The following is a 15,478-nucleotide window of genomic DNA, read 5'->3' as shown; positions in this document are numbered from 1 at the left end:
GGTGCATCGGCCGCGCCAAGGCAGCGGCCGGGTGGTTCGATATGGGGAATGACTGCAGGGACCGGCTGCCTGACTGCTGGCAGCCGGCGTGCAACAGGCTCAGCCGAGCAGCGTTTCGCCGGTCTTGCCGTACTTGATGCTGGCTTCCGACGGCATCCAGTTGCCGGTCTGCTCGTTGCGGCCTTGCAGCAGGAAACGCGGCGACTTGGCCGGGATCTGCTCGGCGGCCAGCTTCGAGAGATCGCCGATCTTGCCCTTCTTCATGCGGTTGACGATCACGCCCAGCTGGGTGTCGGCGAAATCGCGCAGCATGTCGTAGTCGCCATCGCTGTCGCCGGCGACGAAGACCGGGCCGTAACCCTTGGCCGCTACCAGTTCTTTCTTGATGACTTCGGTTTTTCCCGGGCCCCAGTTGAGCGGCCAGCCCGCTTTATAGCGGTTGACGAAGACGCCGTTGGCGGTTTCTAGGCGCAGCCCGAGCACGTGCTCGCGCTTGACGTTGTAGCCGTATTTCGGCGTTGTCGCAAACACCGCCACCACGTCTTCCAGCGAGGCCGAACTGACGTAGACGTCGATCCCGCTTTGCTCGAACGCATTCATCAAGGTTGCGACCTCGGTGCACAGGCGGATCCCGTGGAAGTGCGTCACGCTGACGACGCCAGCCTGGCCCGGCTGCGCCGCCGGGCTGGTGTACTTGGTCTTGACCAGCCCCAGGCCCAGGTTGTGGTCGTTGGAAGCTTCAGCCAGCTGCTGCACTTCGGCCACCGACATGTTGGTGAAGAAATAGATCACCCACGGATAACCGACGTTCACGCCGTAAGTCTCGTTGACGGCTTCGTACAGGTAATACAGCTTGGCGCGGAAATCCTGGAACTGGGCGGTTTCGCGGATTTCTTCCAGCTTCCTGCTGCCCTTCAGCTTTTCATAATTGTCGTACAGGTACTGGTAGTCGTCATCGATATCGCTGCAGATGGCTTCCAGTTCGACGGCCTTGCCGGCAGCGTTCTTGAAGTCGGCGGCGAACGGCCCGGCCGGCACGTTCTGGCGGATGATGGCGCCCATTTCCTGCGGGCTCAGCTTGAACGACAGGGTGTTGATCTGGTACATGAGCAATGCCTCTTCGGTATCGTTCATGATGCTGGTGTTGTCCCAGTCGAATACCGCGTAGGGGCGGCGCTTGGGATTGTAGCCGGCGCTGCCGTTGCCGTTGCGCGCCAGCAGCGCTTGCAGCTGCTGATGGTTGCGCGCGCCCCACTTGGCGCGGTCCAAGGCCAGGCCCGCGGCCTTGCTGTCCTTGGCCAGCAGCTCAGACGGCAGCGCCGTCGCCGCCAGTCCCGCCGCCAGGCCGCCGGTCAGCAGTGCGCGGCGTTTTTGCAGCATGCTGTTGTCTTCTGTTTTTTTAACGCTTTTCATGGATACTCCCTGTGCCGGTTGAAATATTGTCCCTGTTCCATACGTTTTTTTATCTGCCGTTCGAGCAGCCGAATACACTAGCATGTTTCTAATCTGAAACGTATAGAAAAGGTAAAAGAAAAGCTCTATCCGCCGCTCGCAAGAGACATGCCTGCACGCACCGGAATTGCCGTTTTCAGCTATGCTGGCGGTGCCGCCGGACAACAGGGGTTGCCATGGCCGGCGATTGATCCAGACACGAGGCGCTGCTGATGAAAACGTCAAGAAGTCGAGCTGTGATTCAAGTTGTAACCCAAGCTGTAGAGCACGCTGTGAAGCATTCCCCGGGATTTGCCGGCTCGCATGGCCAGGTGCGGCGTCGCCATGTCTTTTGACGACACCGTGGCCGACGTGCTGATCGTCGGCGCCGGGCCGGCCGGCTCACACCTGGCTTACCTGCTGGCAGGGCAAGGCTTGGAGGTAACCCTGATCGACAAGCAGGCTTTCCCGCGCGCCAAGGTATGCGGCGGCGGCCTGTCGCGCAAGGCGATGGACCTGCTTGGTTTCGACCTGGGACCGGTAATGCACCGGGCGATAGGCGGCGCCATCCTCAATTACCGCAACCGCGACGCCATCCTCAAGGAAGTGCAGCCGATGGCGGCTTGCACCGTGGTGCGCAGCGAATTCGACCAGTTGCTGCTGGACCGGGCTTGCGCCAGGGGCGTGCGTTTCCTGGCCGAAACCGGGTTTGTCGATGCGACCGAGACGGCCGACGCCGTCAGCGTCGCCACCAGCCGCGGCGTCTTGCGCTGCCGCCTGCTGCTGGCCGCCGACGGCGCCGCCAGTGCGGTGCGCAACAAGCTGTTCGGCAAGGACCTGGTGGCTTACGTGCCGGCCATGGAAGCCATGCTATGGCCGGCGCCAGGCATGCTGGAGCGTTTCGGCGACCGCGCCCTGTTCGATTTCGACGGCATGCCGCGCGGCTACGGCTGGATCTTCCCCAAGCGCGATCATTTTAATGTCGGTGTGTACTCACCTTTCGGCGGCGCTGCATTGCGCCAGCACCTGGACCGTTTCATCGCGGCCTACGCCAGCTTGCGGCAGCCGTTGCGGCTTGAATGCCAGGGTTACGTCATCCCGCTGCAAAACCGCCGCCAGCTATACCAGCGCGGCCGGGTCTGGCTGCTGGGGGATGCGGCCGGCCTGGCCGAGGCCTTGTTCGGCGAAGGCATTTATTTCGCGCTGAAGAGCGCCACCATCGCCGCCAAGGCGATTGCCGCCGACGGCTTGCGCGCCGAGTCGGTGCTATACAGCCGCCTGCTGCGGCGCGAGCTGTTGCCCGAACTGCGCGCCGCCGCCTGGATGGCGCGCCTGATCTACCGCTTTCCGAAACGGGCTTTTTCGCATCTCGTGCTCAACCAGCAGATCAACCACGACTTTGCGGGCCTGATCAGCGGCCAGGTGGGCTACCGCGATTGCCTGCTGAAAACCGCGCTCGGTTTTCCGCGCTGGCTGCTGCCGAGCAAGGCGCCGGACAGCGCCGCCGACAATGCCTGTTAAGCAAACCGAGCTGGCTGTTGCATCGATGTTTCAAGCATTTCCCAAAAACCGCTTTTATGGATAATCCAATGGTCGCGAATTTCAGGCAATTCACTTTAAAAAACTCCAAGGCGCTTGTCGTTGACCGGCTGCCGGCGCTCCTGGCCGTGCCGCTGCTGCTGGGGGCCGCCCTGGCCTGCGGCCATGCCCTGGCTGCCGCCAAGGACAAAGGGGCGGACAAGCACGTCGATACCGATTCCATCATCAGCACCATCAGCGCTTCGGAACGCACGCGGCCGTTCCCGGTCGGCGAAAAGCTGGCTTATTTTGTCAACATCAAGGATGGCGACCAGGTCCGCTCGCCGTTCCGGGTCGCTTTTGCGGTGACCGGCATGGGCGTTTCCCCGGTCGCTGCCGGCGATATCCACGACACTGGCCATCATCACATCCTGATCGACATGCCGATGCCGGCCGATATCAAGGCGCCGATCCCGTTCGACAAACCGAATGAATACCAGCACCAGCACTACAAGCATTTCGGCAACGGCGAAACCGAAACCCTGCTCGACCTGCCGGCCGGCAAACATACGCTGCGCCTGCTGTTCGCCGACCATAACCACGTGCCTTACTATATTTCCAGCAAGGAGATTTCAGTGGTGGTGCTGGACAAGCCGCATTAGGCGCTAGAAACCCGGCAAGCGCAGGGTTTCGGGATCGCCTGCTTCGGCGCGTTCATGGCCGAGCAGCCAGGCCTTGCGCTCCAGCCCGCCGGCAAAACCGGTCAGCTTGCCGTCGGCGCCTACCACGCGGTGGCAAGGCACGATGATGGCGATCGGGTTGGTGGCGTTGGCGCTGCCTACCGCACGGGCGGCGCCGTTGTGCTCGCCCAGCTGCAGGGCGAGCTTGCCGTAGGTGGTCATGCGGGCCGGGGGAATCCGGCGCAGCGCCGCCCATACGCGGTGCTGGAAATCGGTGCCGTTGGTGGCGACCTCGATATCTTTCAGCGCATCCAGCTCGCCTGCGAAATACCGCTGCAGCGCCGGTTCCGCGCTGGATGGTTCAGTGGCGGGCTGCAAGTCGTAGTGGCCGTAGTGGGTCGCCAGCAGGCTGCGCATGCGCGGTTCATAATCTTCAAAATCCAGCGCGCGCACGCGGTGCTGGCTATCGGTAACCAGCAGGATGACGCCGATGGGCGAAGCGATCCGGTGCAGGAATAATTTCATGGTGATAATCTCGTCAGATAACAGGGTGTAGTTTATCGGCAGCCGCCGTTCCGTGCACCCCGCTGCTTGCTTTTAAATTCGATAAATGCCAGTGTAACGGTGAAGCCGTCTTTGTTTTTCATGTTTCGCTGTCTATAGTGGTGAAACAGCCATATGGCTGTGTGACAACGCAAAAGAATCCGCCTCAACCTCTTGGGAGAAATCGCAATGATCAGTCTTCAGGTGAATGGCCTTACGGTGGAAGTCGATGTCGCCGAGGATACCCCCTTGCTGTGGGTGCTGCGTGAAAACCTCAAGCTGACCGGCAGCAAGTTCGGCTGCGGCATCGCTGCCTGCGGCGCCTGCACCGTGCATGTCGGCGGCAATGCGGTGCGTTCCTGCTCCTATCCTGTTTCCGCGGTCGGCCAGCAGCCGGTGACCACCATAGAAGCGGTCGCCGCCGATCCGGTCGGCAAGGCGGTGCAGGTGGCCTGGATCAAGCACGATGTGCCGCAATGCGGCTACTGCCAGAGCGGGCAGGTGATGACCGCGGTCGATTTCCTCAAGAAGAAGCGCCATCCGAGCGAGGCCGAAGTGGTGGCCGCCATGGGCGGCAACCTGTGCCGCTGCGGCGCCTACCAGCGCATCAAGGCGGCGGTGCTGGACGCTTCCAAATCCTTGGCGTAAGGAGTCCATCATGTCCCCAGAATCCCTCGTGGCGAATGCGCAGCCGCTGAAACACTCGCGCCGCAAATTCCTGAAAGCATCGGCTGCCGGCGGCGCCGGCCTGGTGCTCGGTTTCTTTATTCCGGGCCTGGGCCGTATCGCCGAGGCCCAGGCGGTTGCGCCCAAGGTTTACCAGCCGAACGCTTTCTTGCGGGTCGGCGCCGACAATAGCGTGGTGGTGCAGGTATCCAAGGTTGACATCGGCCAGGGCACCCTGACCGCGCTGCCGATGCTGCTGGCGGAGGAGCTGGATTGCGACTGGGCCAATGTGCGGGCCGAACTGGCGAAGGGCGAAGACGTGTACCGCGACCCGGCGTTCGGCATGCAGATGGTGGGCGGCTCTACCAGCGTCGCCCACAGTTTCCAGCAATACCGCGAAGTCGGCGCCCGTGCGCGCAGCATGCTGGTGGCGGCGGCCGCCAGCGAGTGGAAGGTCGATCCGGCCAGCTGCAAGACCGCCAAAGGCGTCATCACCGGCCCGCGCGGCCAGCGCCTGAGCTACGGTTCGGTGGCCAACGCGGCGATGCAGCTGCCGGTGCCGGACAAGGTGCAGCTGAAGGACCCGAAGCAGTTCACCATCATCGGCAAGGCGACGCCGCGGCTGGATACGGCCGCCAAATCCAGCGGCCAGCAGAAATTCGGCATCGATGTCGACCTGCCTGGCATGAAAGTGGCGATGCTGGCCAGGGCCGTGCCGTGGGGCGCCAAGATCGGCAAGCTCGACGACAGCGCCGCCAAGGCGATTCCCGGGGTGCGCAAGATCTTCACGATTCCCGGCATCCGCGGCGGCCAGAGCGTGGTGGTGGTGGCGGACGGCTACTGGATCGCCAAGAAGGCGCGCGATGCGCTGAAGATCGAGTGGGACGTGACCGGCGTCGAGCAGCCCAGTTCGGAACAGCTGTTCGCCAGCTACCGGGAAGCGGTAATGAAACCCGGTACGCCGGCAACCAAGGCCGACGTATCGGCGCTGGCGGCTTCGCCCAAGATCATCGACGCTATCTTCGAGTTTCCCTACCTGGCGCATGTGCCGATGGAGCCGCTCAACATGACGCTGCACTTCACCGGCGACGCCTGTACGGTGTGGGCCGGTTCGCAGTTCCAGTCGATGGACCGGCAGGCGATCGCCAAGGTGTTGGGCCTGGCGGTGGCCAAGGTCGAATTCAACACCATGATGTCGGGCGGCGCGTTTGGCCGGCGCGCCTTGCCGGAATCGGAGAATGCGGTGGAGGCGGCGTATGTGGCCAAGGTCATGCGCGGCACGCCGGTCAAGATCATGTATGCGCGCGAGGACGATATCAGAAGCGGCTATTACCGGCCGATGCATGTGCACCGGGTCCGCGTCGGCTACGACGCGCACGGCAAGATCGCGGCCTGGGAGCACGTGATCGCCGGCCAGTCGATCCTGCTCGGCAGCCCGTTTGAATCGTTCCTGGTCAAGGACGGCGTCGACGGCACCATGACCGAGGGCGTGCTGGAGTCGCACTATGCGATCCCGAACCTGGCGCTGTCGGTGCACAACATGAAGGTCAATGTGCCGGTGCTGTGGTACCGCTCGGTGGGCCATAGCCACAATGCGTTCGTGATGGAAACCCTGGTCGACGAGATCGCCCGTTCGGTCGACCGCGATCCGGTCGAGTACCGGGCCAGCCTGTTCGACAAGTCGGCCAAGCGCAGCAAGCAGGCGCTGGAGCTGGCGGTGGCCCGTTCCGGCTACGGCAAGCGCAAGCTGCCGGCCGGCCAGGCCTGGGGCGTCGCCGTGCACCATGGCTTCAACACCTCGGTTGCGTATGTGGTGGAAGTGTCGTTGAAAGACGGCAAGCCGCAAGTGCATCGGGTGACCGCAGGCGTGCATTGCAACATGGCGATCAATCCGCGCACCATCGAAGCGCAGATCCAGGGCGGTGTGGTGTTCGGCATCTCGACCACCTTGCCCGGCAATGAAATCACCTTGAAGAACGGCGTGGTGCAGCAATCCAATTTTTCCGATTACACGCCGGCCTACATGGGCAGCTGCCCGCAGGTCGATGTTTACGTGGTGCCCAGCGCCGACGCGCCGACCGGAGTCGGCGAGCCGCCGGTGCCGCCGATTGCGCCGGCCATCGCCAATGCCGTTGCTGCCCTGACCGGCAAGCGTTTGCGCAAGCTGCCGTTCGCGGTCATGACCTGACCGGCATGTAAAAATGGCGCCGGAAGGCGCCATGATGAGACAGATGGGCAGGCACGCTGCGCCTGCCCTGCATGTCAGGGTTTTCTCTTAATGCTTGAAGCGTGCTTCAGCCAGCTTGTCCGCCACCACGCTGGTAGGCAGGCTTTCGGCCTCGGCGCGCTTGAAGATTTCGGCCAGGGTCACGCCGATTTCGCGCACGTGGGCTTCGACGTCGGCTTCCGGCTTGTCGTAGTACTCGTAGCACACCTTGATGATGCCGCCGGCGTTGATCACGAAATCCGGTACGTACAATATTTCCTTGCGGCGCAGCAGCTCGCCCACTTCGGCCGTGGCCAGCTGGTTGTTGGCGGCGCCGGCGACGATCTTGGCTTTCAGGCGCGACAGCGTGGCCGGGTTGAGCGTGGCGCCCAGCGCGCACGGTGCGTAGATGTCGGCCTGCACGTCATAGATGGCGTCGGTCGCGACGACTTCGGCGCCGAATTCGGCGCGTGCGCGTTCCAGCGCTGCCTGGTCGATATCGGTGACGACCAGCTTGGCGCCGGCGGCATGCAGGCGGCGCGCGTAGTCGTAGCCGACGTTGCCCAGGCCTTGCACGGCGACCGTCAGGCCTTCCAGCGAATCGCGTCCCAGGTAGTGCTTGACCGCCGCTTGCGCGCCGACGAAACAGCCGAGCGCGGTGAACGGAGAAGGATCGCCGCTGGCGCCGAGGCCGGCGACGTATTTTGTCTTGGCGGCGATGTGCGCCATGTCGGCCGGGCTGGTGCCGACGTCTTCCGCCGTGATGTAGCGGCCGCCCAGGCGTTCCAGGGCTTCGCCCATGGCTTCGAACAGGGCAGGGGTCTTGGCGGTTTTCGGATTGCCGATGATCACGCTCTTGCCGCCGCCGATAGGCAGGCCGGCTACTGCATTCTTGTAGGTCATGCCGCGCGACAGGCGCAGCACATCGTTGACGGCGACAGCTTCGCTGGCGTAGTCCCACATGCGGCAACCGCCCATGGCCGGGCCGAGGTTGGTGTTGTGGACAGCGATGATGCCTCTGAGGCCGGATTTTTCTTCTGCGACGAAGACCACTTGCTCGTGGTTGTCGAAATTCAATTCATTAAAAATGAAGGTGCTCATGCTTTTGGCTCCGTGCGGATAACATTTACCGTCCGGGTAGGGCGGGTCATGGTTTTCCGGTGTTCTAGGGTTAAGGACAGTAATGCGCATGTCTGCGGCGGGTTGTTGCCGGCAAACGGTATGGCCGTGATTGTGTCACGCAGGCGAGAGTGTAATTTATCGCTATGTGAAACTCAATCGGGTTCGGAGTTTTGTGCGGAAATTATATTATTGTTAATTTATTGGCTTGCAATAAACGTAATCAAGGCATGCTGCCTTTGCCGCCGTCAATTATCCGGTTCGCCGCGCGCTGCCGCTTCACGCAGCTTGTCTTTCTTGCTCTTGCGTTTGCCTTTGATGCCGCCGTTGGAGTTGTCGGCGGGAGATGCGGCGCCCGCGGCGTTTGCCGGAGCCGCCGCGACGACAGGTTCAAAACCGGGGATCTGCTCGCGTTCGCATTTCAGCGCGTGGCGTTTTTCTATGAGACGGAAATGGGCTTCCGTGTCGGCGCTGACGAAGCTGATGGCGATGCCGCTCTTGCCGGCGCGGCCGGTGCGGCCGATGCGGTGCGTGTAGTCCACCGCCGAGCGCGGCAAATCGTAGTTCAGGACCACCGGCAGCTGCGCGATATCGATGCCGCGCGCGGCGACGTCGGTGGCGACCAGCACCTGCAGCTTGCTGGCCTTGAAATCGGCCAGCACTTCGTCGCGCGCGCCCTGGCTGAATTCGCCGTGGAAGGCGGCGGCCTTGATGCCGGCGCGATGCAGCTTGTCGGCAATATGTTCCGCCGCGTATTTGGTGGCGACGAACACCAGCACCCGGCCCCATTTGTTTTCTTTCAGCAGGTGCCGCAGCAATTGCGTGCGGCGGCTGGCGTCGACCATGATCGCGCGCTGTTCGATATCCGGCTGGTTCTGCTCCAGCGCCGGGATCGCGATGCGCACCGGCTGATGCAGCATCCTGGCGGCCAGCGCATGTACCGCGGGCGGGAACGTCGCCGAGAAAAACAGGTTCTGGCGCCGGCGCGGCAACAGCGCCAGGATGCGGCCGATTTCGTCGGCAAATCCCATGTCGAGCAAGCGGTCGGCTTCGTCCAGCACCAGCGACGACACCGCCGCGATGCTGAGGGCGTTGTGCGCGATCAGGTCGAGCAGGCGGCCGGGAGTCGCCACCACGATATCGGCGCCGCCGCGCAGGTCCATCATTTGCGGATTGATCGAGACGCCGCCGAACAGGGCCGCGATCTTCGGCGCTTGCTGGCCGGCTTGCGCCAGGAGCCGCATGGCTTCAGCCGTCTGCTGCGCCAGTTCGCGGGTGGGCACCAGCACCAGCACCCGCAGCCGGCGCGGTTTTTCGCCGGGACTGTCTTGCAACAGCTGCAGCAGCGGCAGCGCAAACGCCGCAGTCTTGCCGGAGCCGGTCTGCGCCGCCGCCAAAACATCGCCGCCGCCCAATATCGCCGGAATGGCGGCGACCTGGACCGGCGTCGGCACGGCATACCCGCGCTCGGCAACGGCTTGCAAAATGGCAGGGGACAGGCCCAGGGAAGAAAATGACATGGCAACGGGCCGCAAAGCGTATAGGGACGCCATCTTACCATTTACCCCAAACCGACAATCCTCAGCATTTAATTAGGGTCAGAGTTGAATTGTTGACCGGTCAACAATTCAACTCTGACCCTAATTAATCTTGGAATAATTTGACTCTGACCCTAATTAATCGGCTGCGGCGTGTGTGTGCTGGTTTCAGGCTAGAGGGGCCAGCAGTAGCTGCAGATCCTCGCTGCTGAACTTGGTTGCCAGTGCGGCGTCGCTGCCGAGTACGCCTTCTGCTAGCGCCGCCTTGCGGGCTTGCAGTTCGATGATGCGTTCTTCTATGCTGCCTTCGACCACGATTTTATAGACAAACACGGTCTGTTCCTGGCCGATGCGGTGGGCGCGGGCGGTTGCTTGTTCTTGCACTGCGGGGTTCCACCATGGGTCGACGTGGATCACGGTGTCGGCGGCGGTGAGGTTGAGGCCGACGCCGCCGGCCTTGAGGCTGACCAGCAGCAAGGGTACGGTTTTGCTCTGGAACTCGGCCACCAGCGCGCCGCGTTTGGCCGGCGGCGTCTTGCCGGTGAGGGCCAGCCAGGGCAGCTGCATGGCGTCGAGTTCGGCTGCGATCAGGTCCAGCATTTCAGTGAATTGGGAAAACACCAGGATGCGCCGGCCTTCGGCCACCAGGGCCGGCAGCATGTCGCGCAGCAGCTCCAGCTTGGCGCGCTCGATGCCGGGCTGGTGTTCCATGCCTTTCAGCAGGAATGGATCGCAGCACACCTGCCTGAGCTTGAGCAAGGCATCGAGGATCGTGATCTGGCCGCCGCTGAAGCCTTTGCGCTTGAGGACGCGGCGTACCTGTTCGTCGGCGGCCAGCCGGACGCTTTCGTACAGGTCGCGCTGCTGTCCCTGCAGCTGCACCAGCTTGAACGTCTCGTTGCGCGGCGGCAGTTCGCTCGCCACCTCATCCTTGCGTCGCCTCAAGATAAACGGCCGGACCCGTTGCGCCAGCAGCTGCGCGCGCAGGGTCTGGCCGCCGATCTCGATCGGCTTGCGCCACAGGCGCGTGAAACTGCGCATGTCGCCGAGGAAACCGGGCATCAGGAAATCGAATTGCGTCCACAGTTCGCCCAGGTGGTTTTCCAGCGGCGTGCCGGTGATGCACAAGCGATGCCGCGCGCGCAGCCGCCGCACGGCGCCGGCGCTGCGGGCGGTGGCGTTCTTCACGGTCTGCGCTTCATCCAGGATCAGCATGTGGAAGGGCTGGGCTTCCAGCGCTGCGCGGTCGCGCCACAGCAGCGGGTAGGTGGTGAGCACCAGGTCGTATCCAGCCATGCGCGAGAAATCGCGATGGCGCTCCGGTCCTTGCAGGGCGAGCACGCGCAAGCCGGGCGCCATGCGCCGGGCTTCGGCCTGCCAGTTGAACACCAGCGAGGTCGGCAGCACGGCCAGCGTCGGCAAGTCAAGGCGGCCCGCCTGCTTTTCGATCAGCAAGTGCGCCAGCGCCTGCGCGGTCTTGCCCAGGCCCATGTCGTCCGCCAGGATGCCGGCCAGGCGATGCTCGCGCAGATACTGCAGCCAGGCGACGCCGTGCAATTGATATGGCCGCAAGGTGACGCCGAGTCCAGCCGGCGCCGCCACCGCTTGCGGCGTGCCGGCGCCTTGCAGCCGTTGCGCCAGCGCGCGCAGGCCGGCGTCGCCTTGCAGTTGCCAGGCGCCATGGACGCCGGCGCGCTGGCGCTGCGTATCCAGCAGGCTCAGGCGCATCGTTTCAAGCCGGTAGGCATCCCAGGAAGAGAGCTGCAGCGGCCCATCCTTGCGCAAGGGATCGGTCAGCAATTCCAGCATGTTGCCGACGATCGCCTTGAGCGGCGCCGCCAGCGCTTCGATCCGCTTGCCGCCGGGCGCCCGCAGCATGATCAGGGCGTGGTCGTCGATCAAGGCGATCTGCCTGGCGTCCAGCCAGCGGGCGTCGCGTTGCAGCAGGTGCGCCAGCAGCGGCACCAGGTCCACCAGTTCGCCGTCGATTTCGATGCCCAGGGTCAGCAGCCAGGAGCCTTCGCCGGCGGGCAGGCCGAGCGCAGTCACCTCCTGTTCGCGGCCGCGCATGCGCGCTGCGACCTGCTTGCCCAGCAGTTCGCCGGTCGCCGGGTTGACGATCAGGTGCCAGGCATCCACCGCCACGCTCTCATGGGCAAAACCGGGGCGCACCACGATCGCCCAGCCCTTGGCCTGCAAGGCGGGCAATTGCTCGGCCCAGAAATCGCCGAAGAAATCTTCCTGCACCAAGGTCCAGAGCGAGGCCAGGGAAGACTCTGCTTCCTGTGCGGCGGCATCGGTGCGCCATTGCAAGGTATCGCCAGGCAGCGGATACAGGCCCAGCTCCCACACCAGGTCCAGCGCATCGGCTTCGGCGCCCAGGTCGCGCAGCAACAGGCGCTGGCCGTGTTCGTTTTCCACTGTTTGCGAGGATGCCGGACGGCGGTTCAGCAAGGCGGTCGGCGCCGCGGTCTCCCATTGCAAGCCATCATCGGTGACATAAGTCCAGCTGATCTGCGCCACCGTTACGTTGGGGCCGCGCGGGCCGAACGGGCCGGAAGGCCGCATGCCGAGCAGGCCGTCGCCGCGGCCCAGGGTCTGCAGCGTCAGGCGCGGCCGGAAACGGCCGACGGAGCTTGCCGCCGGATTCATCGCGGCGAAAAATGCACAGCGAGCTTGCCCAGTGCGCCATATTGGATAACCAGGTCCTGCGCCACGGGCAGGCTGAAACTGCCGGCATAGGAGCCGGTGATGACGGCTTGTCCGGCTTGCAGCCCTTGTCCGCCGCCGCGCAGGAATTCGGCCAGCCAGTACAGCGGCGCGCGCGGGTCGGCGGCCGGGTGGCGGCCATCCAGCCGGATTGTTTCGCCGGCGCCGGTGTCGATATCGATCGACAGCACGGCCGCGCGGCGCGCGTGTTCGGCATCCACCTGCGGGCCGAGGTACAGGCCCTGGTTGAGCAGTCCGTCCGCCAGGTTTTCAAGAAAACCCGCTTCATCGGGATCGCTGTAGCGGCTGTCTATCAGTTCGAGCGCGAGGTGAGTGCGGACGATGGCGGCATCGACCTCCGCTGCGGAATAAGGCGCCGGGCGCGGCGGCAAATCGCGGCCGAGAATGAAAGCCAGTTCCGGCTCGACCCGTACCTGGCCGTCGCGCGCCCACGCTGTGCACAGGCCGCCGCTAAAGACTGTGTCGCCGTAGATAGGCGCCGCCACCGGTTGTCCTTCGACCGGCATGCCGCATTTCCAGGCAACTATCGCGGCGCCGGCCTGGGCGCTGACCAGCGCCTGTATCGCCAGCGCTGACTCGGCATCCAGCGGCCGCAACGGCTGCGGCAGGCGCGCACCCTGGGCGCCGGTTTTGCGGCGCATCGCCAGGATGGCGGCGGCGTCGGACAAGGCTTGCGAGGTGTGGGGCATGGCGGCTTTCAAATTGGCGGGTGCGGGCAGTTGCAGCGGTCTGCCCGATATTCTAGCCGCGAACGGCAAGCGCCGAGAGCCGGCATATTGTGTTTCCGCCGGATTGCAGGTAACTTAGCGGATTGCAACAGAGTTGCATATTAGGGATCGGCCTTACCCGGGCAAATCCAGGCGCACTGTCTATCCATACAAGGGATCTGTACTATATGTCTTTTCTTCCGCAACGCACCCATGCCCTGGGCGCATTTTTCCTGGCTCTGATGACCTCCGCTTCCACACTCGCCGCATCTCCTCCGACACCGCCGGTCGCCGCCAAGCAAGCCTGGCAGGAAACCCGCCACGGAGAAACCGTCACCGACGACTATCACTGGCTGCGCGAAAAAACCAATCCCAAGGTGATCGCCTACCTGAAGGCAGAGAATGCCTACACCCAGGCCATGACCAAGGACCTGGCGCCGCTCTCGAAAAAACTCTATGGCGAAATCAAGGGCCGCATGAAGGAAACCGACTTGTCGGTGCCGACCCGGCGCGGCAATTATTACTATTACAGCCGCACCGAAGCCGGCCAGCAATACCCCATCGTTTGCCGCCGCCTGGCCAAGGCCGATGCCGGTTTCGCCTATGACGCCAGCGCTGCGGAAGAAATCCTGCTGGATGAAAACCTGCTCGCCAAAGGCAAGAAATTTTTCGAAGTAGAGAGTTTTACAGTCAGTCCCGACGACCGTTACCTGGCCTATTCCACCGACACCGTCGGCTATCGCCAGTACCAGTTGCATGTCAAGGATTTGAGCACAGGCAAGCTGCTCGGCGATACGGTGGAGCGCGTGACCAGCCTGGCCTGGGCGGCGGATAGCCAGACCCTGTTCCTGGTGCAGGAAGACGCCACCACCAAGCGTTCCGACCTGCTGCTGCGCCTCAAGCTGGGCGCCAAGCCGGTAGAGGTATACCGCGAAGCGGTGGAGCAGTTCAACCTCGGCGTCGGCAACAGCGGCGACCGCAAATTCATCGAGCTCGAAGCGCAAAGCACCGACACCACCGAAGTCAGCCTGCTGCCGGCGGACCAGCCGCAGGGCAGTTTCCGTTCGGTGCTGGGACGTGAAACCGGACATCGCTACCATGTCGATCACCGCGACGGCGAGCTGTTCATCATGACCAACAAGGACGCCAAGAATTTCCGCCTGGTGACGGCGCCGCTGGCGACCCCCGGGCCGGAGCACTGGACAGAACTGGTAGCGCACGATCCCGACGCGCTGCTGGAATCCTTCGAGCTGTTCCGCGATTTCCTGGTGGCCAGCGAAAAATCGGATGCGCAAGAGCGTTCCCGCATCTACAATTTTTCCGACCACAGCTGGAAGACCGTGCAGTTCGACGAAGCGGTGTACACCTCGCATGCCGGCGGCACGCCGGAATTCACTTCAAGCCAATACCGCCTGATGTACCAGTCGCCGGTGACGCCGCCGACGGTGTTCGACGTCGACATGGCAAGCGGCCAGCGCAAGCTGCTGAAGCAGCAGGAAGTGCCGGGTTATGATCCGGCCCTGTATGAAACCAGGCGCCTGTGGGCTACCGCGCGCGACGGCGTCAAGGTGCCGCTCTGGACCGTCGCCAAAAAAGGCATCAAGCCGGACGGCTCGGCGCCATTGCTGCTGTATGCCTACGGCTCCTACGGCATCCCGGCCGAAGCGACCTTCTCCAACAGCCGTGTCAGCCTGCTCGATCGCGGCGTGGTGTTTGCCGAAGCGCATATCCGCGGCGGCAACGACATGGGCGAGCACTGGCATGACGACGGCATGCTGATGCACAAGAAAAACACCTTCTACGATTTCATCGACAGCGCCGAATACCTGGTCAAGCAGGGCTGGACCAGTCCGCAACGCCTGGTCGTCGAAGGCGGCAGCGCCGGCGGCCTGCTGATGGGCGCGGTCGCCAACCTGCGTCCCGACCTGTTCCACGCCGTGCATGCGGCAGTGCCGTTCGTCGATGTAATGAACACCATGATGGACGCCAGCCTGCCGCTGACCACGGGCGAATACCTGGAATGGGGCAATCCCAACGAAAAACCGGCCTACGACTACATGCGCAGCTATTCACCCTACGACAATATCGAGCGCAAGGCGTATCCGTCGATGCTGGTCACCACCGGCCTCAACGACAGCCAGGTGATGTACTGGGAACCGGCGAAATATGTCGCCAAGCTGCGCGCGCTGAAAACCGACCACAATCCCTTGCTGCTCAAGGTGAACATGGGAGCCGGCCATGGCGGCGCTTCCGGCCGCTACGACGCGATCAAGGAACGCGCGTTTGAAATGGCGTGGATGCTGTCGCAATGGGGTTTGCTGCACTCGGGAAAACGCTAGG

The 15,478-nt window shown here is 63.5% G+C and carries 11 protein-coding genes; 5 read left to right on the top strand and 6 right to left on the bottom strand.

Annotated features, from left to right (window positions below; genetic code table 11):
* Positions 1 to 99 precede the first annotated feature (99 nt).
* Complete coding sequence (locus tag AC07RZ_RS16810; protein WP_494668782.1) at positions 100 to 1,413, bottom strand: haloacid dehalogenase-like hydrolase; 1,314 nt, start codon at positions 1,411 to 1,413, stop codon at positions 100 to 102.
* A 363-nt stretch (positions 1,414 to 1,776) separates the two neighbouring features.
* On the opposite strand from AC07RZ_RS16810, the gene AC07RZ_RS16805 reads away from it, so the two are divergent.
* The gene (locus tag AC07RZ_RS16805; RefSeq protein ID WP_494668781.1) at positions 1,777 to 2,952 is read left to right on the top strand and encodes a geranylgeranyl reductase family protein; all 1,176 of its coding nucleotides are present in this window, start codon (positions 1,777 to 1,779) and stop codon (positions 2,950 to 2,952) included.
* A 68-nt stretch (positions 2,953 to 3,020) separates the two neighbouring features.
* Positions 3,021 to 3,611, top strand: coding sequence for a DUF4399 domain-containing protein (locus AC07RZ_RS16800; RefSeq protein ID WP_494668780.1), 591 nt, complete (start codon positions 3,021 to 3,023; stop codon positions 3,609 to 3,611).
* 3 nt (positions 3,612 to 3,614) lie between these two features.
* On the opposite strand, the gene AC07RZ_RS16795 is transcribed toward AC07RZ_RS16800, so the two are convergent.
* Positions 3,615 to 4,154, bottom strand: coding sequence for a methylated-DNA--[protein]-cysteine S-methyltransferase (locus AC07RZ_RS16795; RefSeq protein WP_494668779.1), 540 nt, complete (start codon positions 4,152 to 4,154; stop codon positions 3,615 to 3,617).
* A 207-nt stretch (positions 4,155 to 4,361) separates the two neighbouring features.
* Here AC07RZ_RS16795 and AC07RZ_RS16790 point away from each other — a divergent pair, with 207 nt between their 5' ends.
* Together AC07RZ_RS16790 and AC07RZ_RS16785 are read left to right on the top strand one after the other, a co-directional pair.
* The gene (locus AC07RZ_RS16790) at positions 4,362 to 4,820 is read left to right on the top strand and encodes a (2Fe-2S)-binding protein (protein WP_144738047.1); all 459 of its coding nucleotides are present in this window, start codon (positions 4,362 to 4,364) and stop codon (positions 4,818 to 4,820) included.
* 10 nt (positions 4,821 to 4,830) lie between these two features.
* Complete coding sequence (locus AC07RZ_RS16785; RefSeq protein ID WP_494668778.1) at positions 4,831 to 7,026, top strand: xanthine dehydrogenase family protein molybdopterin-binding subunit; 2,196 nt, start codon at positions 4,831 to 4,833, stop codon at positions 7,024 to 7,026.
* A gap of 87 nt (positions 7,027 to 7,113) precedes the next feature.
* Here AC07RZ_RS16785 and AC07RZ_RS16780 read toward each other — a convergent pair whose 3' ends face one another.
* The 4 genes from AC07RZ_RS16780 to AC07RZ_RS16765 all read right to left on the bottom strand — a co-directional run bounded on the left by AC07RZ_RS16780 (position 7,114) and on the right by AC07RZ_RS16765 (position 13,120).
* Positions 7,114 to 8,145 carry a Glu/Leu/Phe/Val family dehydrogenase gene (locus tag AC07RZ_RS16780; RefSeq protein ID WP_494668777.1) on the bottom strand — a complete coding sequence of 344 codons (1,032 nt, stop codon included), beginning with the start codon at positions 8,143 to 8,145 and terminating at the stop codon, positions 7,114 to 7,116.
* Positions 8,146 to 8,411: 266 nt separating this feature from the next.
* A complete protein-coding gene (locus tag AC07RZ_RS16775) occupies positions 8,412 to 9,683 on the bottom strand; it encodes a DEAD/DEAH box helicase (protein WP_494668776.1) in 1,272 nt (423 codons plus the stop codon).
* A gap of 186 nt (positions 9,684 to 9,869) precedes the next feature.
* On the bottom strand, positions 9,870 to 12,353 hold the full coding sequence (locus tag AC07RZ_RS16770; protein ID WP_494668775.1) for a DEAD/DEAH box helicase: 2,484 nt from the start codon (positions 12,351 to 12,353) through the stop codon (positions 9,870 to 9,872).
* Entirely contained in the window at positions 12,350 to 13,120 is a 771-nt protein-coding gene (locus AC07RZ_RS16765; protein ID WP_494668774.1) for a hypothetical protein, read from the bottom strand. The genes AC07RZ_RS16770 and AC07RZ_RS16765 overlap by 4 nt, the downstream gene beginning before the upstream one ends.
* Before the next feature lie 206 nt (positions 13,121 to 13,326).
* Here AC07RZ_RS16765 and AC07RZ_RS16760 point away from each other — a divergent pair, with 206 nt between their 5' ends.
* A complete protein-coding gene (locus AC07RZ_RS16760; protein WP_494668773.1) occupies positions 13,327 to 15,477 on the top strand; it encodes a S9 family peptidase in 2,151 nt (716 codons plus the stop codon).
* Position 15,478 lies beyond the last annotated feature (1 nt).

The sequence above is a fragment of the Collimonas sp. GW821-FHT07E08 genome, from assembly GCF_059418905.1.
Note: the sequence above shows the minus strand (reverse complement) of the source record. Positions and strands in the feature narration are given on the sequence as shown.

Excerpts from the sequence above, each read along its gene's own strand:
- AC07RZ_RS16810 (WP_494668782.1), bottom strand. The coding sequence starts at position 1,413 with ATGAAAAGCGTTAAAAAAACAGAAGACAACAGCATGCTGCAAAAACGC.
- AC07RZ_RS16805 (WP_494668781.1), top strand. The coding sequence starts at position 1,777 with ATGTCTTTTGACGACACCGTGGCCGACGTGCTGATCGTCGGCGCCGGG.
- AC07RZ_RS16800 (WP_494668780.1), top strand. The coding sequence starts at position 3,021 with ATGGTCGCGAATTTCAGGCAATTCACTTTAAAAAACTCCAAGGCGCTT.
- AC07RZ_RS16795 (WP_494668779.1), bottom strand. The coding sequence starts at position 4,154 with ATGAAATTATTCCTGCACCGGATCGCTTCGCCCATCGGCGTCATCCTG.
- AC07RZ_RS16790 (WP_144738047.1), top strand. The coding sequence starts at position 4,362 with ATGATCAGTCTTCAGGTGAATGGCCTTACGGTGGAAGTCGATGTCGCC.
- AC07RZ_RS16785 (WP_494668778.1), top strand. The coding sequence starts at position 4,831 with ATGTCCCCAGAATCCCTCGTGGCGAATGCGCAGCCGCTGAAACACTCG.
- AC07RZ_RS16780 (WP_494668777.1), bottom strand. The coding sequence starts at position 8,145 with ATGAGCACCTTCATTTTTAATGAATTGAATTTCGACAACCACGAGCAA.
- AC07RZ_RS16775 (WP_494668776.1), bottom strand. The coding sequence starts at position 9,683 with ATGTCATTTTCTTCCCTGGGCCTGTCCCCTGCCATTTTGCAAGCCGTT.
- AC07RZ_RS16770 (WP_494668775.1), bottom strand. The coding sequence starts at position 12,353 with ATGAATCCGGCGGCAAGCTCCGTCGGCCGTTTCCGGCCGCGCCTGACG.
- AC07RZ_RS16765 (WP_494668774.1), bottom strand. The coding sequence starts at position 13,120 with ATGCCCCACACCTCGCAAGCCTTGTCCGACGCCGCCGCCATCCTGGCG.
- AC07RZ_RS16760 (WP_494668773.1), top strand. The coding sequence starts at position 13,327 with ATGTCTTTTCTTCCGCAACGCACCCATGCCCTGGGCGCATTTTTCCTG.